Source organism: Candidatus Saccharimonadales bacterium (assembly GCA_040903985.1).
Classification (GTDB): domain Bacteria; phylum Patescibacteriota; class Saccharimonadia; order QS-5-54-17; family QS-5-54-17; genus JBBDUI01.
Genome location: JBBDUI010000002.1, coordinates 640,623 through 661,362 on the forward strand (window position 1 = coordinate 640,623; position 20,740 = coordinate 661,362).

Below are 20,740 nucleotides of genomic sequence, written 5' to 3' on the forward strand. Positions count from 1 at the left end.
GTATGCTCGACGCACATGGCATCGTTGGCGGCGGAGGTAATGCAGAGAAAGTTCTAATGAGTCAGGCATTTACTGTATCTGGACAGTTCGTCGTACCTAGCGGAGTTACTGAGATATTAATCTCTGCTATTGGCGCTGGCGGGGGTGGCGGGTATGCCCATAATGGAGGATATGGCTGGTCGATGCGAGGCGGCGGCGGAGGTAGTGGTTACTACTTTCCAAAGACTCGATACACCGTTACGCCAGGTATCACTCTGACGGTTACTATTGGCTCGGGCGGGGCAGGCCAATCTAGTGGAAATTCTTCCCCTGGCCCCGGTGGTAGTACTGTAGTTTCTGGCACGGGAGTATCAATTACTGCTGGCGGAGGAGCAGCGGGTAATGGTGCTGCTGAAGGCAATCCTGGGTCTGGCACAGGTTCTAGTCACTTTTGGCGGGGTGGGGCGGCTGGACGTGCAGGCTACGTTCAGAACGGCAGTGGTTCTGGTGCAGGCGGAGGTCCGTTAGGTGGAGCGAGTAAGACGTCGGGAGGCTCGGGCAATGCTGGTGGAGTAGGATCCGGTGGAAGCGGTGGGCATAACTCAACAGGTAGCGGGAGTGTCTACGCTGGTGGAGCAGGAGGTCGTGGAGAAGTCTTGATTGAGTGGTACGAATAAGAGAAGACTACAAACTAAGACATGAGCAGCCTATACAGCAAGCGGACATTAATAACTGGCTAATTCAGTAATAATTTGTTAAAACTTATATAGTGTTGGCGCGTGGCCAAATGGTAAGGCACCTGGTTCTGGTCCAGGGGATTCTAGGTTCGAGTCCTAGCGCGCCAGCCAAGCATAAGCATTATGCACTCCTCTATCATGAGAAGCATGTTGTTGGTATAGTTACTGCATGAATTTGATATTTATTTATGGTCCGCCTGCATCTGGGAAGCTAACCGTAGCAAAAGAGCTGTCAAAACTAACGGGCTATCCAGTATTTCATAATCATTTGACTCGCGACCTTGTACGGAGCCTATATCCAGGCAAAGTAGATGATCATTATGACCTTGTAGATACTTTGCGTGAAGAGGTGATGAAGCATTGCACTATCCATGGTACAAATCTAATTTTTACAATGGTGTATGATGGCCCAGAAGACGATGAGGTAGTAGCAAGGCGAGTTAATACAGTTATTGAGAATGGAGGAAGCGTACTCTTTGTCGAATTAACTGCTCCACACGATATTTTGCTTGAGCGAGTCTCCAATGAGTCTCGTAAGCAACATAAAAAGATTGAAGACCGCGAATTACTGGCGTCATTGCTCAATACAAAAGCCTACTCATCCGTTCCATACGGCAATATCTTAAAGATCGATACATCTATCATGAGCCCGCAACAAGCAGCAAAAGAAATTGCTAGTCACCACAAACTCACCTAATTTTTAGTTAGAACAGTAACTATGGTTACGATAGCGTCTGCTACGTCCCTTCTAGTTTAATAATTTAGGAAATAAGTGATCGTATGGTCGAAATCGTTGCTGGATTAACCTTGTCTGGCAAGGTTCGAAAATCGGACCACAAGCCCAGCCATAAGAAAGTAGCTACATACTTGAAGCTACTTTCTTATGGCTGGGGTGTGTACACCACAGAGTCTACTAGGTTATGATACCGGTATAAACAAAGTCACTATGTCAGAAACTAACTCACGTCATCAGTCAGCTCAGCATTTTGAGCTACACCATGAGGATAATGGTGAGGCTATTGTCTGTATGTCGCATGATAACGAATGCTCGGTTTTAGCGCAGATTGCCGCCGAGTATTCCGATGTTGAGGAAGAGTTTTTAGCAACTTCAGTAGAGCAGGCTCTGTCTGCTATCGATAATTACATGGAGGGACGGGCGAGCGAGGTATTTCAGGGACTACATATAGTTCTAGGGGAGGATCTGACTTCGGGTGGTGCGGAAGCGTTACCCGCAGAAAATCGAGTTTTGCTTAATGGTAGAAAGCTATCGATGAGCATAGCTGACATGCGCAATACTCTCGATTCGTATAGTGACGATGAACTGACGGGTGGAAGTATAGATGAGCACGATCCTAGTGGAGCACTGCAGTACACATTAGTACATGAGATGGGGCACATATTAGATGAGAGAACTTTGACCGGTGAATCCCGCCATCGAGTAGATGCGGGTGAAAGTCCCACAGCGTATGGCCGTGTACCTGATGAGTGGCATGATGAGAAGGATCATGAAGCATTTGCTGAAGGGTTTGCGCACCTAGTTTTCGGAATACCGGTCAGCTCTGTCTTAGAAACTGCCGTCGCGGAAACTATAGAGTCGCGGCTAGATGAGGTTGACGCCGCTAAGACTCAGTAAAAGACTGTTTTCTTTTCTGGGTAAGCTTAACATATCTATATATGGAGTAGCTTAGAGTTGCCACTACGACAACCATTATCAGCCAACCGCCACCAGTAGTCGGCAGGGAGTCCGGTAGAGTAATACCACCCGATTCGGTAGTCTCATTGTACTCTTGTGCCCCATAGGTGCTGGTGCCATACTGGGAAATCATACGAAGTGCTAAAAGTGTTATCTGATCCATATTTATTTTCTACCCTGTACCGTTGTTACTTGAAGGTTATTGTATTAAACTTATGTTAGCATAGCAACTAAGAACAAGCGAGGGATAAAGTGCCAGGATTAGGATTAACAGAATTACTAGTAATATTAGGTATATTGATGCTACTTTTCGGCTCTAAGAAGTTGCCGGAATTAGCGAAGAGCATAGGAAGCTCAGTCCAAGAACTACGCAAGGGAGTGAGTACGGAGCCTAAGAGCGACGACTCTAAAGACGATACGACTCTATAGCTCTACCTAAAGATAAAAGGAGAGTATGGGTATGAGTAGTGGGACATACCAACAGACGTTACTTGACCATCTAGTTGAGCTACGTCAGCGTCTGTTTTGGGTGGCATTGACGTTAGTATTCGCATCTGCAGCGGGTTATTTGATATTGGATCAGATAATAGATGTATTGATGAGTCCTCTGGCCACTGACCAGCCGCTAATTTACACCTCTCCGGCCGGTGGATTGGAGTTTCTGTTTAAGATCTGCTTATTTTTTGGCTTTTTACTGACAATACCGGTCCTGCTGTACCACATAATTAAGTTTATCGAGCCGATGATATTTAAGCAGTCGGTGCGCTCACTGATCACTTTGATCAGTGTTTCTATTATACTGATGGTCCTGGGGGCCAGTTTCGCCTATTTCGTCAGCCTACCGGCGGCGCTGCACTTTCTAACCGGTTTTAATACTGATCAACTACAGGCGTTGCTTTCGACGAATGAATACCTATCATTTGTCATGATTTACGTCGCCGGTTTCGCCCTGATATTCCAGCTGCCGTTGCTGATGATATTTATCAATCGAATTAACCCACTACAGCCACAGAAGTTATGGTCGACTATGCGTTATGTGATAGTTATCAGTTTTATCGTAGCCGCTATTATCACCCCTACACCGGATCCTATGAACCAGGCCCTAATGGCTGGTCCAATTATAATTATGTATATCATCGGTGTTGGCGCTGTCTGGTTGATTAATCGGAGTAAGGCAGTGTCGGTTACTGACCCTGATATTGACCCCAGTTATTTCGACAATCTAACTGAGACGGCTAGTGAATTAAGACCGGAGACTCCGGTAATCGGTCCAAGCCTTTGCGGTGCTAACTCTACTTCAGTAATAGATTATTCTCAGGCTAACGCTGAGTTACGAACCGAGACATCTAACTTACTTGATTTGACGAGCCGACCCCGAGCGAAACTTCAAGCAGCAGAAACTGTTGTGGACTTACCCCTGGTAGTGCCGGGCGCTCCTCTTGCCCCGCATATTGCAGATAGTGATTCTGGGCCAACTGTAAAACCGCCACTCCGACCGCGAATAGGGTCGTCTCACGTGCTTGATCCGCGCAGCTAGCTTGACAGCGCCTGCCAGACTAGTATTATAAGAATAAGCGTAAAGCAAAATTGAAGCAAAATAAAAAACTAAAAAGGAAACAACAATGAATTCCAACGACACCAAACAAGCTATTACTAATATAGTTAACACTCCGATGGATCGAAAACAGTTCCTGACCTATGTCGGCGCCGGCGCAGTAGCGGTATCGGGCATTAATGCCGGACTTAAGCTATTTAGTGGCAACAAAAGAGGTATAGGTACTGTAACTAGTGGTTACGGCGGTAGCGCTTACGGCGCCTAGTCGTAGCAGATTGTTCTACGTTTTACGAAACAAGCGTAAACATAGCGAGGGTAGAAATTAAAGATTTACCTGGCGTTAAGACTCTTATATGTTATTAGCTTAGAGAATTAAAATTACAATTTGGTTTATCTTACCTTCCAGCACTAAGCGAAAAATTGCTATAAAGGCTTCAGCTTGAAGTAGCGGCATACTTTAGTACTTATGCTAGAATGTGGTGCGTAATGAAAGGTTGATGAAGTGATAGTTGCTGATATACACAAACTTGCAGCGATTACTCTTGAAATTAAAATTGATTTGGCCAGGATTACTGCAAATGTTATCAGTATCAGCTGGGTTTCTCGTACTACTGCAGCTAGCCTCACCATGAGAGATGAGGCAGCATTTTTTATACACAGAGTGAGAGTCTGTAATGGCAGTTATTGATACCTCAACCGTATCTACCGCCACAGCTTACAGCAATCAGCGTAAGGTTGATCGATGTCAGAATGGTGTACTTTGGTCGTTCTTTAATAATGGTTCTGGAGTAGTTGAACCTTGGTATTCAGAAGATGATGGGGTTACTTGGACGAACGGAGGCGCTAATTTCTCTACCAACAACGCTTCATATACTCCTAATTTCTCAGTATTCATTGATTTAGATGATTATTGCCATGTTGTGTATAAGAACGGTAACTCTGGGTATATTGAATATCGACGAGGAACACCAAACGCTGGACGCACTGCCTGGACTTGGACGAGTGCACATGAAGTTTTTGGTCATGCATCCTTCAACTATCCCGATCTTGTCGCTCACCGGGAGGGGAGTGGCTGGGCTGTTCATCTAGCGGCGGGGTACGTAACTACAGGCTATGCCCAGATGTACGGCCACCGTTTCGATATTGACTCAGGGGGAACTATTACTCCGGTATCATTGGGTGTCATAACGAATAACTATAATAGTGGTGTACAGCTCTTTCCTTCCATCGATTTTAATCATACTGGTGACGGGAAAACTGTGGCTGGGAGCACTCCACATATTTATATGGCTTGGTCGGCTGGAGCCACCGGCACTGGTAATGGTGTTCGGTTCAAGAAAGCTACCTATTCCGGTGGCTCATGGACGTGGGGCACTGAACGGGAGATTGATTCAACTAGGTACTTCCCATTCTCTAATAGAAATGCAGTATGCTTATTTGACGGCACAAGGGTTATTATTGCTGGTCACGTGTATGATGCTAGCGGTAATGATGATATCGTACTATATGAACGTGATGTAGCAGACACTACTACAACTACTCGTATTTTATTAGATAATGCTAATTCTAATCAATGGCATTTGGTCGGCTCATATACCTATGACGGTGAAGGCAATGTGTATTATTTTGGAGTAAATAACGGTGAATTAATCTACCGTAAGTGGGTTAGAGCTACTACCACATTTGAAGCAGAAGTTATTATTGACAGCACTAATATAAGTAATAGTGCGGCTTGGGTATCAACGAAACGCGGCCACTCTAGCAACCGTATCGAGTACATCTACACCGATGGCGTTTCATCCCCATATAATATTACTTACGGTTCAATCCTACTTAACACTGCGCCCACTACCCCAACTATTCTTACACCGATAGTAAATGAGCGAGTTCACCATAACAGTATAGACTTCTCCTGGAGCTTTAACGATCCTGACGGCGGAGACTCTCAAAGTGCCTATGCCCTTCGGCGACAGCTCGATGGTGGGAGTGAAGAGTGGTGGGATGGTAGCACTTGGGTGGGTAGCGAGGTATTTGTCTCAACTGCTAGTACTACAGTGTCTATTCATTCCGACACTTTCGAGTCTGGTACCTATAGTTGGAGTGTGGTTACCCAGGATCAGGCCGGTGCAACTTCCGGCTACTCAATACCTCAGAACCTTAAGATTATTCGCTTTGAGCGGTGGGGAGCGGTACAGATATGATACTAATCGTTCATTATCACCGTAGAATAAGTATTGATTATGTGAGAAAAGAGATACAGTAAATGTCAGCACCCTCTTTCGTAAACTCAGCTTACTATAATAGCGGTGGCGGTTTGAATGCCACGGTCAATAAGCCTACCGGTACTGGCTCGGGACACCTAATGCTCGCTTTTATTCATACCGGGGGTGACAACCCGACTAGCATAACTGCTCCGTCTGGCTGGTCGACACTACAAAGTCATTTCGCTCAGTACGTAGGATTTGCGTGCTTCTATAGGTGGGCAGGATCATCAGAACCTTCATCCTATCAGTTTAGTTGGAATAGCAACGGATGGGGTGTAGGCGGAATCCTGACCTTCTCTTCGGTCGGCTCTATCGGTAGTAGTGCAAAAAATTATACTTCTGGTACGACAGTTAGTGTCAGTGCGCCCTCACTTGCGATGAATGCTAATTCGGTACTTGTAGCTGGATTTGGATTTAAGGGTAATGGATCGGTCTCTTCACCTTCCGGTATGACAGAGAGAATCGATGCGCCCCACACAAATAACAACTACCCGACTACGCTAGGGGCATCTACGCAAGATTACCTTTCAGCGGCTTCCTCAGGGGCAAAGACAGCGACAATATCCGCATCATCAGACAGAAGCGCGGCTGTATCGGTAGAGTTACTAGGCACCAACTCTAACCCAGACACACCAACTCTTCTTACCCCGGCTGACAATCTTCGACAGCAGGGCGGGAATGTAGACTTTAGTTGGTCTCATTCTGATCCAGATGGCAACCCACAAGCCGCCTATGCTCTTCGTCGTCAAAAGATTGGTGATAGCTATGAGTGGTGGAATGGGTCTAATTGGGTTGCTACTCAAACATTTGTTAGCTCATCTACAGGGTCGGCCACTATTGATGCATCAACGTTTGAGAGAGGTGTGTATACATGGAGCGTTGCCACTCGTGACAGCATGAATGCTACTAGTGCATATTCTTCGCAGCGGACATTAGAAGTCATTAAGTTTGAACGGTGGGGAGCGGTACAGATTTAAGGTACTTATCTGTTGTTTGTGTTGGTTATACATAGTAAAATAGACGCAAGCGTGAAGACCTACATATTCTTCTGGTAGTGCGCTCCAATAATATTTACTAAAAACTAAAAGCAAGGGATAGAGATGCCACGTTTACCGATACCGGGTTCTGATGAAGGAACATGGGGTGACCTCCTCAATGAGTTTCTTGAGGTAGAACATAGTGCTGACGGTACTCTAAAACTCACCGATACTATAGCTAGTAAATATGTGAAGCCCACTTCCGGTATTCCGAAGTCAGATCTAGCCGCCCCGGTTCAGTCTTCACTTGATGCGGCCGATGCCGCAGCGGCACAATCGGCTTTGGATGATCATGTTAACGACACTTCGGCCGCCCATGCTGCTTCAGCTGTTTCATTTGCGCCAGCTGGTGCTATCTCGGCTACTACGGTGCAGGCGGCTATTGAAGAAGTGGCAACGGAAGCAGGCTCTTCGATCACTTTATCTGATGCTAGCCCTTCAGCCCTAGCAGCGGCCGCAGCTGCTGGTGTGTCAAATGAGATATCTCGCCATGACCATGTCCATCCCGATACCGGTTTAGCTACTGAGACGGCTCTCGATAGCCATACTACTGCTACCACTGGCGTGCATGGTATTGCGGATACATCAGTACTTGAGACTAGTACCGGTGCTCAGACTAAAGTTGACGCCCATGCTGGAGACACTACCGCCGTGCACGGTATTGCCGATACTTCAGTATTAGAGACGACCACTGGAGCACAGGCTAAGGTAGACGTACATACTGGAGACGGCGTTGATGCCCATGCTGCTACAGCTATCTCTTATGATAATACGGCCTCAAGTCTAACTGCTACTGACAGCCAAGCGGCTATCGATGAGTTAGTAACTACGTTATCCAGCACTCAATTAGCCGACCTCGCCGATGTGGTTGAGACTGCTGCAAGCGATGGGCAGGTTTTAACCTTTGACACCACCAACGGTTGGCAGCCAGAGACTCCAGCAGTCGGGATAACCAGTCATAGCGGCTTAAGCGATCTTGGAGCTGATGATCATCTCCAGTACCAGATCGCCGATATAGCGCAGTTTGCTAGGGAGGGCACTCTATCGGTGGCTAGTGGACGTGGCCGCTACCGTTTTCCTTATACTGCTACTATCTTGGGTGTCTCAGCCGCCGTCGATACGGCGCCGGTTGGATCCGGGATAACGATCGATGTGAACAAGAACGGCACCACTATCTACACCACTCAGGGCAACCGTCCTAGTGTAAGTGATGGAACTAACGATGCTGCTGAGACTACACCGGATGTCACTGCCGTGGCTAGTGGTGATCATTTAACAGTAGATATCGATACGGTTGGCTCATCTACTCCGGGAGCGGATTTGACGGTTTTCGTCCGTTATGCACGAGCCTAAAGCTAGCGCCTAACGCGGCACAAATTGGAGGTGACGGGATTCACTCCCGAAAATGAGCGGTTGCAGTGCTTTTTGAGTAGTAACGTTAATCTGCTCGACGCTTTGGTTGGGCCAATACCAGTTGGGGTTGCTGCGCACGATGAAGCTCACTACACCCCCGCCTTGGAGGAAAAGCAGGATCGTTAGGGTGGCTAGGGCGATTTTGAGCTTGGGTTTAGCGGTGAATATTGGCGTCATAGCGTGGCCGAAAATAATGATGACGGCTGGGATAATTAACAGTAAATAACGGCCGTTAAGGGCTGATATACGACCCAGGCTACTGTAGCCAGCATAGCTTTGGTACCACAATATTAGGATGTAGCTTATTATTATGGCAGCTAGAAAGCCGAGGAAAGGTTTAGTGCGAAAGATCTGGCGAGGCCGTCTTAACACAGAGAGTAGGCCGAAGCTAAATATGGCTACAGCTGAGAGAGCCGGTAGCGGGAGGGGTGGGAAGTTGTGGTAGCGGTCGGCAGCTAGGTCACCGTTAATCATGAAGAAAAGGCGGTACCACATCCCACTGAGCCATGTACCGATGTGGGTTTGGGGCGAGGGTTCAAAGTTTGGGTCTGCCGTTTGTCGGTAGCCAGCGTTCCGCTCATAGGGGCCAAACTCCAGACACTGTTCCACACTGATAACCTGATCACAATCAGGCACTAGCGTGTGGTAGCGGAGGAGATTCAGACCGAAACGCTCAAAGCATAAGAGACCACCGATAAGTAGCATGATAGGGAGTATAACCTTCAGTGGTCGTGCGATTCGGTGCCAACTTCTGCGGATTAGAGCGATGGTTGATCGCAGTGAATAGGAACGAAAAGTTAAGTAGGTATAGAGCAAGATGAAGCCGACGCCACCGAGAAGAATCGGCAGTACGGCGTACTTAACGATAGAGGCAAAGAGGGCGACTATACCGATAATGAGCAGTTGCTGCAGGGGCAGCTGGTGCGCTTTTAGAGTACTTAAGGCGGAGTGAGAGACAAGCAGTAGCCAAGCGATGAGCAGCATCAGGCCGTTGTCGTAATTAATATGGGCGGCTAGCATAGGCACAATAGGGATTAAGGTAAAGAGCAGCAGACCGACATGGGTGAGAGCGTGAGATAGACCGGTAAGGGTAAATATCTTCCGATACAGCACGATCGTATAGGCGAAGATACCGACATTGATCAGTCGTAGTGTGATTATCTGGACGGTTGGGGATTCACTAAAGAGGGTGATTATACGGAAGGGAAAACTAAGCAGGTAGTTATAGAAGTAGGAGGGCTCACGGGTGACTGAGTTAAGGTTGTAGCCCTCCGGATGTTCACCTAAGAAGGGTAGCCATTGTTCGGAGTAGACGCGGATGAAATTAAAGTGGTAGGCTTCATCAAAGGCCATGGGATAGCGAGCCGAGAAGACAAACCACAAGGCTTGGACGAGGAAAAGAGCTAGGATGAACCAAAAGAATTTCGGTGCAGCTATGATACTGTAGGCCCGAGAGTAGACTCTATTCATTTATCTCATTGTACAGATTGAGCGTGATTTCGCCCAGCTGTACTGCTATGATTAGTCTATGAGCCTAGAAAAGCACCCTTATCGTACGCCAGTGATTCTCACAATTATTACGATTGCTCTAGGTGCTAGCTTCTATCACTTTTTTGAGCAGTTCTCCTGGGTGGATGCCTACTACTTCACGGTCGGTACGATGTTTACTGTCGGCTATGGCGATCTAGCACCTAGCACCGACCTGGGGAAGATATTCACGACTTTCTACATGTTTATCGGTGTCGGCATTATCGGTGGCTTTATCCGAGCTATCTTTCACCACCGTCTAGAGAACTCGAAGATTACCTATTTACATCGTAACGACGAGTCTGGACAGTAGCCAAAGGAGCTAGTTAAGACTAGTTGCTTGGGGTCTGCGCCGCCGAGAGATGAGGCTGCGGATATCGTAGCGCCATTCCCAGACACCATAGCCAGCGGCTAAGAGTACAACTACCCCGGCCACCCACCAGGAAAGTGGCGTACCTGTTGATTCGACTTTTATATCTTTAACGCCAGCTATAGTGCCGTCATTGGGAGCTCCGACTCGGCGACAGCGATTAGTCTCCGGATTACGCTCTTGATCGGGTCCGCACGGCACCAGTTCAGAGGTAGCGGCTGCAATCTTTCGACAGCGATTAGTGTCTGGGTTGCGCTCTCTACCGGGACCGCAATCGGCTAGCTCTGAGGTAGTAGGAGCGATATTACGACAGCGGTTGGTCTCCGGATTGCGCTCCCGTCCCGGTTCACAAGGGATTAAACTGGAGGTCGCAGTTACTACATTTCTACAACGGTTAGTCTCCGGATTTCGACTTTGTCCTTCTGGGCAAGGGCGGAGTGGTAATATCTCATTTAGTGCATTCGGTGTCGGAGTATATGTTAGTGCCCAGTCATCTCCATCCAGCCAAGCCCAGGCTGCATCGTCCGGCATGGCAGCCGGATAGCTGGCACTGTATAGCTCGTCCGTATCGGAATTAAGTAGAAATACCGTACCGCCAGAAGAAATAGTAAGCCAGACGTCGGTTTCGTAATCGTAGAAGGCGCGGTAGCTCCCCGGTGACAGTGTAATATCGTTGAACCAATAGATATTATCGTTGTGGGTGCTTTGGAGTCCGCAGCCCGCTAGATCAATAATGTCCGTGGTGGGGTTATAAATTTCTATGAACTGCCGGCCGGTCGCTGCCCCTTCCGGATTAGCGAAGATCTCCGATATTACGACTTCTTCACAGGGTGAGTCGGAGCTACTCCCTGTATCAGTCTCTTCATCGTCCTCAATTTCGTCCTGGGCCGTCGTGCAGGCCTGCTTGAGGCCGGGCTGCGGGGTTTCACTAACATGGAAATCGTGTGAATTATCTCGAGTATCGACTATATCGTCTCCATTAAAACAGCGATGGATCGACTGACCAGCTGCTGGTGGAGGGGCTGGAGCTCCGAGGTAATATTCCGGCATACCATAACCTACCATATCGACAACAGCAGCGGACTCATCTAATAGCTGTAGAGTACCGTCGTTATAATTAAGCCCTAAAGTCGACCCGAGCGTGATAAAAAAGTCCGCCTCAGCCAAGTAGCTCTCTCGACTGACGATAAAGTACTCACCCGGCTCTATCTCATAGTGTAGTTCAAGCGCAGGGTCGTCGTTAAATTCGGCGATGAACCGACTGCTACTACCACTTTTATTAGTGAACTTAAGCCGCCAACCGTCTAGCGATACTGTCATCTCACTTGCGTTGTACAGTTCGACAAATTCATCCGTACCAACTGAGCCGCCAGCATTATTCACGCCACGAGTTTGTAAGCCGCTAATTAATACGACGGGATCCTCAGGCAGCGGATCGGTGACGTCTTCACTGGCATAAATCTGGTTATTCACTGGCATAAGCCCCAGCGTTAAGACAGCAAATATAGGCAGTATAAGTTTCCCCATAAACTTCACAGCGTAATCTACTCTTTTTAATCTACCTGCTTACTTTTAGCGTATGGCACCGTTAAGAACTGGGTCAAATAATCTTCAAAAAGTGTCCGATCGGACACTTTTTGAAGATTATTATTGCAAGATCCGAGCTACAAATATGCGGACGTATTTTTCTAAGTCAGAGGCCCTACACTCCTGCTTCAAATATTGGCCATAGCGGTAGCGCGACACCCAGACACTTTTCTGTACTTGTTCGAATCCAAGCTCGCGGAGTAAAGTGCGGATGAAGCGTCGTTTATGCCGGTCCGTCTCCGGAATGTCGAACGCCACTACCAAGTAGCGGCCGTCTTTAAGCTTAGCTGGTTCACCTGCTTGCAGCTGACGCCGTCCTTCTTTGGTAAGTGACGGTCTGCGCTGCAAGTCGAGCTCTATCAGTCCTGATTTTACCGAGCGGTAGTAAGCCGACTGTAAGGTCTTTTTCTTGTATTTCGAGTGTTTTTCCAGTTCATTAAAGAACTTATTGGGTGTGAAAGACAACAGAAGATTAGGCCGTGTATACGGGATTAAAGCTTTGAGTATATAAGCCGTGCTGGGGCTTAAGCGCTTCATACTTTATTATCTTCAAAAAGTGTCCGATCGGTCAAATTCTGCAAATGAATTACCTAGTTAGAAGGGTTACACTATAGGGTTGTAGCGACGGAAGTTATGTTTGGTCACCCGCCAGAGGTAGACCATGAGTAGTGTGATTAGGACGTAGCTAATCGCTACAGCTGTGACGGAAAAGTTTAGTTCGCTAGTGGCATAGGGTGATAGGGCTAGCCAGTCGGTTACGGTCGTCATGCCGAGGAGTAAGGCGTAGGCCGGAGCACCAAAGATAGAGGCTAGAGAGGGAAGGAAGGCCGCTCCGAGACCGCTGAGTAGGGTCAGTCCCATTGTAATTGGGATGAAGGGTAGGAGTAGGAGGTTAGCCAGTAGTGCGAGTGGTGAATACTGGCCGAAGACGAGGGCTACGACAGGAAAGGTTGTAATCTGGGCTGCAATTGTGCCGACAGCTATATGGCGAACGGCTCCAGGTTCTTTGTCCGAACCCCAGAAGAAGTCGTGCAATAAAGGTGCTAGGATGATTACGCCGGTAAAAGCGGTGAAAGAGAGGAACCAGCCGATGTCACCCCAGATAACCGCCGGATCGATCAAGACAGTTGTGGCTGCAACAGATAGTAGTAATACTATCGGGTGAATCTGTCGGCCATAGTACCAAGCTAGTAAACTTAAACTGGCTACGAGAGAAGCACGTACCATCGAGGTACTAAAGCCGGTTAGCAAAAGGAAGCTAGCGATCACCGTGAGGCTAAAGAAAGTGGTTAGGTATTTTGAGATCGGCCGGAGTAGTTTATGAAAGTAGCGGGTCACAATCGTGAGATGAAAACCACTAGCTACGACGATATGGGCCAGTCCAAGTAGTCGTAGCTGCTGGCTTATATCACCCGGCAGTAGTCCCCGCTGCCCGGTTAAGTAACTGACACCGAGCAGGGACTGTGGTTCGGGAATAGCTAGCCGGACATAGTCGGTGAATCGATCTCGGACACGCCGCGCAATATCTCCAGGGCTAGGCCTGATAGCTTCAATTAGAGTGGCGCGGAAGAGGGTGGCGGACATCGAACCGAAACCAGGCTCGAGCTGACCCTTGAGCTGAATGTGATCACCGCGCTTGAGTTCTATTTGGGTCATGGTGCTTGTCCAGACCTCACCTGGGAGCCGGCGGCCGTCGATAGTTATGTGGTTGAGACGGAGCTGGAGCTCGCCGCGACTACTGTAGGTGGTGTCATCGGCTATATGTCCACTGAGATGAACCATCTGGCCAAAGTAAGGTTCATACTTAGCTAGACGACTATCTGCTACAGAGCCGGAGTATAGACCGAGAATGAGGCCACTAATGAATGCGCCGATAACTAACCACCGCTGGCGCCCTAGCAACAGTGGTAATAGTAGAGCTATCACCACTAAGAGCCAGCGACTGTCCGTAAAAGTATAGTCGGTTAGCACTGGAATTAATGCCGTCCCAGCTAGGATGCCGGCCGCTAGGCCCGTTAGATGCCATGAAAAGTGCAGGGGCTTATTGAGTAGAGTGCTTAATTCAACCTGCCGCATCTATCGGTTCTTCGATTGGTAGTACCTGGAGCGGGCAGGTGTTAAGTACGCGCCGCATCGCAGCTAGTTCAGTTCGAGTGATCCAGAGTAGATACTTTAGCTTGATGGCAGTTTGACGGGCTACGTAACGGCAGCGATAGTTTGGGTGCGGCAGCCAATGGGCGGCATCGGCATCACCTTTATCCATATTAGCTTCTGCTGAGGTAGCGATTAAGTTTAGGGGGTCGTTGTAAAAGGTGTGACGCTCGGCCGCGCTTAGGTCCTGGGCTCCCTTGCGCCAGGCATCAGAAACGGCGACGATATGGTCGATGTGTACCGTATCGGTCTGATTACCGTAGATGAACCCGACTTCAGTCTCGGTATAAGGGTCAGGATTAAGTGTACCGGCTAGAACCTGGCAATTATCAGCATCTAAGATAATATTTCTCAGATCACGCTGAAGAATACGGTTACGCATATCGCAGCCGTCGACTATGGCCCAGCCTGGGCTGAACCGTTCCCGACTGTAGCCGTGACGCGAGAGAGGGTCGGCTACAGGTAGGGTTTGGAGCGCATCACTGGCTAGCTGGTAGGGTGTATCAGGATCAAGCGGTAACTCGGATGCGGGTGCATTCTCACCGCTAGAGAACCAGTCAAGCGAGTTGAGATTTGTAAGGCTAATGTAGATGAGTAGCAGTAGCATGAGCAGTGCAACGGCTGAGAAACGCCGGCGTCGGGCAATGTAGGTGGATTGATCATCGTTCATAATGAGCGATCGTACTCGTTAGCTACCTTACTAATATTATGGAGTACTAGGTAACTATAATTCAAATTGAGCGGCCATCTAGTAGGTAGAAGCCGGTGGTAGATCGAAGAACTCTTCCAGAGTTGGGTTGTCTTGTCGGTGTAGCTCTCTTGCTAGTTCAGTCCCAACGTAGCGGAAGTGCCATGGCTCGTAGCTGTAGCCGGTAATGTCGGCCATCCCTTCACGGTAGCGGAGGATGAAGCCGTACTCATGGGCGTGAGCAGCTAGCCACTGACCTTCGGCGGTTTCATCGAAACAAGCTTCGATGAAACATTCGCCATCACGACGGACAAAATCGACGGCTAGGCCGCTCTGATGCTCGCTGTGGCCGGGACGAGCACTGAAAGTGTCGGCCGCTGTCTGGCCTTCGCGTTCGACATATAGATTATAGATGCCACTTTGGTAACTAGCGGAGCGGTAAGCACTACCGAGGGCGAGTTGAAGTCCCTCGCTGGTAGCGCTGGCTACCAGAGCTTTGAGGTGATCTGTAATCCGGCTGTCGACCTGCATGTTTTCTGCGTCACTTGGGCCGTAGAGTGGGATATCGGGTGTGGTGAGGTGAGGGACATAGCTTTCCGGTAGAGGGCGCTGTTTGTTGACGATGAACCAGAGGCTACCTGGTTCATCGAGTGAGTAAAGTTCACGGTCAAACGCTGCACTCTCGGCGTCTGGATTATTAGGGTCAGAGTTCGGAGAAGCTGCGCGCTCGACGAAGTACCAGCTTACAAGTCCAAGTAGGACAATTAGTCCGATGACTAAAGGAAAATGCGATCTGGTTTTTGTTTGTTTGATTGGTGGGCGCATGGAGTTAGATTATAGGGGATTGAAGCCAGCCTGCAAGCGGTGTGTAGTTGACATAATAGAGAGAAATATGTATAAAAAGTAAGTCTATACTTGATATAGTGCTGCTTGAAATAGAGTTAAGGTGAGTGAAATTTGAAGAGGGTTGAGTGGTTTTGGGCTTAAAGTCACCCAACCCTCTTCAAATTAGGAGGGTTAGTCGATCCTAGGTGAAAATCTAGGGAGAGGATATCGATCATGCCCATCACTGATCTCGCTACCAATCCCTTCTGGCTGCTGTTCTATAGCACCGGTCAGCTGGCAGGTGTCATCGCTATCGCCCTGGTGGTCGTATTCCTGCGCGCCCTATGGGTGAAGAGGAAGGTCACGCTTCTGTCCGTCAGCTACCTTGGTGCCGCCGGCGTCATGGGCCTCGCTACCTACGAGCTGTCCGCGTTCAGGATGCGATCACCGCTCGGGCCTATCCCAGGAGTAGCAGTCTTACTGCTGATCCTGTTGGTCGTGCTTGGCGGCAGACTCGTGCACGAGTCTGTGAACCAACAGCTGATCGGGTTGATGGTGACCTTCTTCATGGTGCTGGTTACTGCCGCCATGCTGGCTGAGCTACTGCCTGTAGGTATGGGCTCGGTGGCATTGGCCAACCTGCTGCTGTGGTTGGCGCTTCTGTTGGGGCTTGCGACGCTCTTGGTCCACTTCCGGCAACGACAGAGTCGAGACTCCCAGATCGCTCCTCGCAGTGGGTCACATCGGCGCGACACCTCTGGCTCCCGGATCGTCGATCAGTCGGCCTGAGACCCTCGCTAGTGCGGACGAGACGGCTCTTTGAGTCTGTACTCGTCCGCACTAGCGGAACTACTTAAGTTACATAACCTTATTTTTTATGCTTACTTCTTTATAACTAATTTATTACGCTTAAGCTGGACTGACTCAGCGTTCTTTGCTATATTTCAGCCTAGTTTCAATAACAAAAAGAGTCCGTCTTATGAATCGACCGAGTCAGAGCACACAGATTATCGGCATTATCCTTATTCTCATGACGGTGGTGGTCTTAGCAGTGGTGGGCTGGATGTGGCTTGAGGCGGCCGAGTCTAGTCGTCAAGTCGATAACACTCCCAGCGAGAATACTACCTTAGCTACCGAGTACACGTCAGAGTCTGGGGTGAAGGTTCGGGTGACTGCCCCGGAGAGTGGGGTAGTAGTATCCTCCCCGCTAGTAGTCCGAGGCGAAGTTCCAGGTAACTGGTCGTTTGAAGCCAGTTTTCCAGTGCGATTGCTGGATGAGGAGGGCGTTGAATTGGCAACCGCTATCGCGACTTTGGAAGATGACTGGATGACGGAAGAGCTAGTATCTTTTAGTGCTGAGCTGGAATTTGATGCACCTGAGAGCGAGCGCGGTACCCTGGTACTTGAGAAGAGTAATCCGAGCGGTTTGGCTGCCCAAGCCGATAAAGTCACACTGCCGCTGCGTTTCTAGCTTGCTGCTCCGGCTGAACTCGGTTTAGTCTGTTCGATAATCTTAATGATCTCATCGAAATCATCGGTTAAGGTATAGAGCTGAGTGTCGTTCTCTCCGATGGTTTGATTTTGTTTTTGCAGAGTGGTTTCGATGTAATCTAGTAGCGGCTGCCAAAAACTACTACCCACCAGAATGATAGGAATCGGTTTAATCTTTCCAGTCTGCTTCAAAGTTAAAATTTCGAAGAATTCGTCCATAGTACCGAATCCGCCCGGGAAGTAAACGTAGGCTCGGGCAGCGAAGGCGAGGGCGACTTTACGACTGAAAAAGTAGTAGAAGTCGCTGGAGTGAGTGACGAATTCATTTGTCACTTGTTCGTAAGGCAGCTCTATCGTCATACCGACCGAGTCGCCGTTAACATCGTGTGCCCCACGGTTAGCGGCCTCCATAATACCGCGACCACCACCACTGACTATAGTGATGCCTAGCTCTTGAGCGATTCGCTTAGCTAGGTGACGTGCTTGCTGATAGTACTCGTTATGCTCGTCGAAACGGGCCGAGCCGAAGAAAGATACGGTATTGGGGTGGTTCTGGATGATGCGAAAGCCGCTTTCAAAGTCAGAGTGGATCCGTTTCATACGGATACGAATGTCATCGTTGCTGAGTGCCCGAATCTCACGATCCTCACGTTCGGCTACGGTGCGAAGGGAGGAGTGGCGCCGGCTACTGGGCTGGAAAATCTGTTTGAGTTTTTTCTTCATATCTATTTTTTACACTTTAGGTTAGCTAGCGTTATGGTAGCAGATTACCGTCCTAAGATAAAAGAGTCTTTTCTCGCTTCAATAACTTGAATGCGTTAATATGGGGTGAGAAGTAAACATAAGCAGAAAAGTGAACTCATCCGTGAAGGCCTATTACCAACAGTCTACTACTGAGCTCTATGAGCAGCTTAAGACCGGCGAGCATGGGCTCAGCAGCGCTGAGGCTACCGCACGGCTAGCTGAGTACGGTCCTAATACTATTCAGGTAGAGACGGAATCGCTCTGGCATAAGCTCAGCGAACCGTTTCGGAGTGTCTTCATGTTGATCTTAGCGATTGCAGCCGGAGCCAGTCTTGCGACTAATGAGCAGCTCGATGCGGTGATAATTTTTGCCATTATCGTGATATCGGTCGTAATCTACTACTTACAGCGGTTCTCGGCCGATCGGGTATTGCGAGCACTGGAGCAGACTGACCGTCAGCTGATTAAGGTTTTCCGCGACGGAGTCGAGCATGAACTGCCGGTAGAGCAGTTGGTGCCCGGGGATGTGGTCGAGCTACATGAAGGAGAGAAAGTGCCGGCCGATGCGCGCTTAGTCACAGCCGATAACGTTCGGAGTGATGAGGCGCTACTCACCGGCGAATCGGCACCGGTCGCAAAAGTCATCCAGCCAGCCCGGGCGAAAAAACAGGTGTACGATCAGACCAATATGTTGTTTCGCGGTGCCTTCATAGTTTCTGGGACGGCTGTGGCAGTAGTAGTAGCCACTGGAAACGCTACAGAGTTCGGCCAAATCGCAGCCCTCTCTCGGCGTACCGACTTAACTAGTCCGGTTCGGGCTAAAATCGACCGGCTTATTTCGCAAATAGTCGGTGTAGTAGCCCTGATATCTCTGGGTGTATTTGGGCTGGGTTTTTATCGAGGGCTAGATCTGGCTGAGTCGATTCGTCTAGTACTAACCTTATCGGTTGCGGTGATTCCAGAGGGGCTACCGATCGCTATCTCGGTCATTCTAGTGCTTGGTATGCGGCGAATGGCCAAACAACAGGCGTTAGTCCGGAGTATGAGTGCCATTGAGAATATCGGCAGCATTACTACGATTGCTACCGATAAAACTGGTACTCTAACTCAGAACAAGCTATCGATCCAAGATGTCTGGTTGCCGAGTGAACCGCTTGAGTTACGTCAGGTGGCGGAGGCTGTCTATTTGTCGGTTAATCAGGGCAAAGGGGAGTTGTTTGATCCCTTGGATAGTGCCCTAATGGCGTTTGCGACTTCCTACCATGTCTCCAGCGTTACCGGACATGATCTGGTGTCTAGCCTGACTTTTGAGCAGGAACAGGCGATGAGTGGTAATGTCTGGCAAGATGCTAAAGGGTATGAGACTTATGTCAAAGGTGCACCGGAACGCATAGTGGCCGCTAGTTCTCTAAGTGACAAACGCCGCCAGGCAATCGAGGAGCGCCTGCACGCCCTCACGGCAAAAGGTTATCGAGTGATTGCCTTAGCCCGTATCCATCGGGGTAAGGAAGTGCCTCAGACATTAACGGCCGTCCGCGAAGAGGGGCTAGAGTTTCTCGCTTTAATTGCGGTAGCTGATGAGTTAAGAGCCGAAGCTAAACAATCGGTGCTGGATGCCCAAGCAGCTGGGGTGAATGTTCGTATGGTTACCGGTGACCATGCGGAGACAGCTTTTGCGATCGGGAAAGAGCTCGGCCTAGTCGAACAACGCAGCCAGGTGTTTGACTGTACCGCTATTGACCAGCTGTCCGAATCGGAGCTGAAAGAGAAGGTAAATAATGCCCAGGTCTTCGCTCGGGTGCTACCGGAGTATAAACATCGTATTCTCAGCATTCTAAAGACGAGCCAGATCGTAGCTATGACTGGTGATGGCGTTAATGACGTACCGGCCCTAACCAATTCTCATATCGGTATCGCCATGGGTAGTGGTTCGCAGATAGCCAAGGAGGCTGGTGATATCGTGCTCTTAGACGACAATTTTAGCAGTATTACAGCGGCGCTGAGGCAAGGGCGCGTTATATTCGACAACATTCGGCGCATGCTCTACTACCTGCTATCTAGTAATCTGGGTGAGGTTCTAACGGTTGTAGCGGCCTTAGTGGTAGGTCTACCGTTACCGCTGCTGCCGGTGCAGATACTTTGGATTAACTTAGCTACCGATACGTCAATGGTAATTCCGCTGGGTTTGGAGCCGGCTGAGTATGATGTGATGAGTCGTCCACCGCGTCCACCTAAGCAGCCGATTTTTACAAAAGCTATGATCTCAAGGATGGCTCTAGCCGGGGTAACGATGGCTATCGTTGCAATTGCATTCTTCCAGTATCATTTACAGACCGAGAGCGCTGACTATGCGCGCACGGTCGTGTTTAATATCTTAATCGTGATCCAGCTGGCCCACGCCTTTAATGCTCGGAGTGAGTGGCAGTCAGTTTTCGCGCGCCTAGGAGTGATGAACTTTAAATTTTATGTCGGACTCATACTGACTGTCGGCCTGCACGTTCTCTCTCTGCGTGGACCGCTAGGGCCGATTCTGCATCTTGAGCTGATTACACTAGAAGATATTATTATTAGCGGTGGGGTGGCTCTGACCGCTATATTAGCCGTAAGCGAACTACATAAGTTCATTGGACGCCGTTATTTTCAGCGGAACTAGTAGTTGACTGCGTAAACCATAAGCAT

The 20,740-nt window shown here is 49.0% G+C and carries 19 protein-coding genes and 1 tRNA gene; 13 read left to right on the forward strand and 7 right to left on the reverse strand.

What is annotated here, in order from left to right; translation table 11 throughout:
* The first annotated feature begins 2 nt into the window (after nucleotides 1-2).
* From WD467_03480 to WD467_03520, 9 genes are all read left to right on the forward strand, one after another.
* On the forward strand, nucleotides 3-656 hold the full coding sequence (locus WD467_03480) for a glycine-rich domain-containing protein (protein MEX2452935.1): 654 nt from the start codon (nucleotides 3-5) through the stop codon (nucleotides 654-656).
* A gap of 96 nt (nucleotides 657-752) precedes the next feature.
* A tRNA-Gln gene (locus WD467_03485) sits at nucleotides 753-827 on the forward strand.
* Between the two features lie 58 nt (nucleotides 828-885).
* Nucleotides 886-1,413 carry an AAA family ATPase gene (locus WD467_03490; GenBank protein ID MEX2452936.1) on the forward strand — a complete coding sequence of 176 codons (528 nt, stop codon included), beginning with the start codon at nucleotides 886-888 and terminating at the stop codon, nucleotides 1,411-1,413.
* 249 nt (nucleotides 1,414-1,662) lie between these two features.
* Nucleotides 1,663-2,349, forward strand: coding sequence for a hypothetical protein (locus WD467_03495; GenBank protein MEX2452937.1), 687 nt, complete (start codon nucleotides 1,663-1,665; stop codon nucleotides 2,347-2,349).
* Nucleotides 2,350-2,869: 520 nt separating this feature from the next.
* The gene (gene tatC, locus WD467_03500) at nucleotides 2,870-3,946 is read left to right on the forward strand and encodes a twin-arginine translocase subunit TatC (protein MEX2452938.1); all 1,077 of its coding nucleotides are present in this window, start codon (nucleotides 2,870-2,872) and stop codon (nucleotides 3,944-3,946) included.
* 85 nt (nucleotides 3,947-4,031) lie between these two features.
* Nucleotides 4,032-4,229, forward strand: coding sequence for a hypothetical protein (locus tag WD467_03505; GenBank protein MEX2452939.1), 198 nt, complete (start codon nucleotides 4,032-4,034; stop codon nucleotides 4,227-4,229).
* Nucleotides 4,230-4,638: 409 nt separating this feature from the next.
* On the forward strand, nucleotides 4,639-6,165 hold the full coding sequence (locus WD467_03510) for a hypothetical protein (protein MEX2452940.1): 1,527 nt from the start codon (nucleotides 4,639-4,641) through the stop codon (nucleotides 6,163-6,165).
* A gap of 62 nt (nucleotides 6,166-6,227) precedes the next feature.
* Nucleotides 6,228-7,205, forward strand: coding sequence for a hypothetical protein (locus tag WD467_03515; protein MEX2452941.1), 978 nt, complete (start codon nucleotides 6,228-6,230; stop codon nucleotides 7,203-7,205).
* A gap of 123 nt (nucleotides 7,206-7,328) precedes the next feature.
* On the forward strand, nucleotides 7,329-8,618 hold the full coding sequence (locus WD467_03520; protein ID MEX2452942.1) for a hypothetical protein: 1,290 nt from the start codon (nucleotides 7,329-7,331) through the stop codon (nucleotides 8,616-8,618).
* 9 nt (nucleotides 8,619-8,627) lie between these two features.
* On the opposite strand, the gene WD467_03525 is transcribed toward WD467_03520, so the two are convergent.
* Nucleotides 8,628-10,148, reverse strand: a complete 1,521-nt coding sequence (locus WD467_03525) for a hypothetical protein (GenBank protein ID MEX2452943.1) — start codon at nucleotides 10,146-10,148, stop codon at nucleotides 8,628-8,630.
* A 58-nt stretch (nucleotides 10,149-10,206) separates the two neighbouring features.
* Between WD467_03525 and WD467_03530 the strand changes: the two genes are divergently transcribed.
* Nucleotides 10,207-10,518, forward strand: a complete 312-nt coding sequence (locus WD467_03530; protein ID MEX2452944.1) for a potassium channel family protein — start codon at nucleotides 10,207-10,209, stop codon at nucleotides 10,516-10,518.
* 9 nt (nucleotides 10,519-10,527) lie between these two features.
* On the opposite strand, the gene WD467_03535 is transcribed toward WD467_03530, so the two are convergent.
* The 5 genes from WD467_03535 to WD467_03555 form a co-directional block, all read right to left on the reverse strand.
* Entirely contained in the window at nucleotides 10,528-12,102 is a 1,575-nt protein-coding gene (locus WD467_03535) for a lamin tail domain-containing protein (GenBank protein MEX2452945.1), read from the reverse strand.
* A 120-nt stretch (nucleotides 12,103-12,222) separates the two neighbouring features.
* Entirely contained in the window at nucleotides 12,223-12,699 is a 477-nt protein-coding gene (cas2, locus tag WD467_03540; GenBank protein MEX2452946.1) for a CRISPR-associated endonuclease Cas2, read from the reverse strand.
* 66 nt (nucleotides 12,700-12,765) lie between these two features.
* On the reverse strand, nucleotides 12,766-14,238 hold the full coding sequence (locus WD467_03545) for a ComEC/Rec2 family competence protein (protein MEX2452947.1): 1,473 nt from the start codon (nucleotides 14,236-14,238) through the stop codon (nucleotides 12,766-12,768).
* The gene (locus WD467_03550) at nucleotides 14,225-14,983 is read right to left on the reverse strand and encodes an HNH endonuclease family protein (GenBank protein ID MEX2452948.1); all 759 of its coding nucleotides are present in this window, start codon (nucleotides 14,981-14,983) and stop codon (nucleotides 14,225-14,227) included. The genes WD467_03545 and WD467_03550 overlap by 14 nt, the downstream gene beginning before the upstream one ends.
* Before the next feature lie 78 nt (nucleotides 14,984-15,061).
* Nucleotides 15,062-15,826, reverse strand: a complete 765-nt coding sequence (locus tag WD467_03555) for a M15 family metallopeptidase (GenBank protein ID MEX2452949.1) — start codon at nucleotides 15,824-15,826, stop codon at nucleotides 15,062-15,064.
* Nucleotides 15,827-16,060: 234 nt separating this feature from the next.
* Here WD467_03555 and WD467_03560 point away from each other — a divergent pair, with 234 nt between their 5' ends.
* Together WD467_03560 and WD467_03565 are read left to right on the forward strand one after the other, a co-directional pair.
* A complete protein-coding gene (locus WD467_03560) occupies nucleotides 16,061-16,615 on the forward strand; it encodes a hypothetical protein (protein ID MEX2452950.1) in 555 nt (184 codons plus the stop codon).
* Between the two features lie 190 nt (nucleotides 16,616-16,805).
* Nucleotides 16,806-17,297: a Gmad2 immunoglobulin-like domain-containing protein gene (locus WD467_03565; protein ID MEX2452951.1), complete on the forward strand. Its 492-nt coding sequence runs from the start codon at nucleotides 16,806-16,808 to the stop codon at nucleotides 17,295-17,297.
* Here the strand turns inward: WD467_03565 and WD467_03570 are convergent.
* The gene (locus WD467_03570; protein ID MEX2452952.1) at nucleotides 17,294-18,040 is read right to left on the reverse strand and encodes a TIGR00730 family Rossman fold protein; all 747 of its coding nucleotides are present in this window, start codon (nucleotides 18,038-18,040) and stop codon (nucleotides 17,294-17,296) included. The genes WD467_03565 and WD467_03570 overlap by 4 nt on opposite strands.
* Nucleotides 18,041-18,182: 142 nt before the next feature.
* On the opposite strand from WD467_03570, the gene WD467_03575 reads away from it, so the two are divergent.
* Entirely contained in the window at nucleotides 18,183-20,714 is a 2,532-nt protein-coding gene (locus WD467_03575; GenBank protein MEX2452953.1) for a cation-transporting P-type ATPase, read from the forward strand.
* The last annotated feature ends 26 nt before the right edge of the window (nucleotides 20,715-20,740 follow it).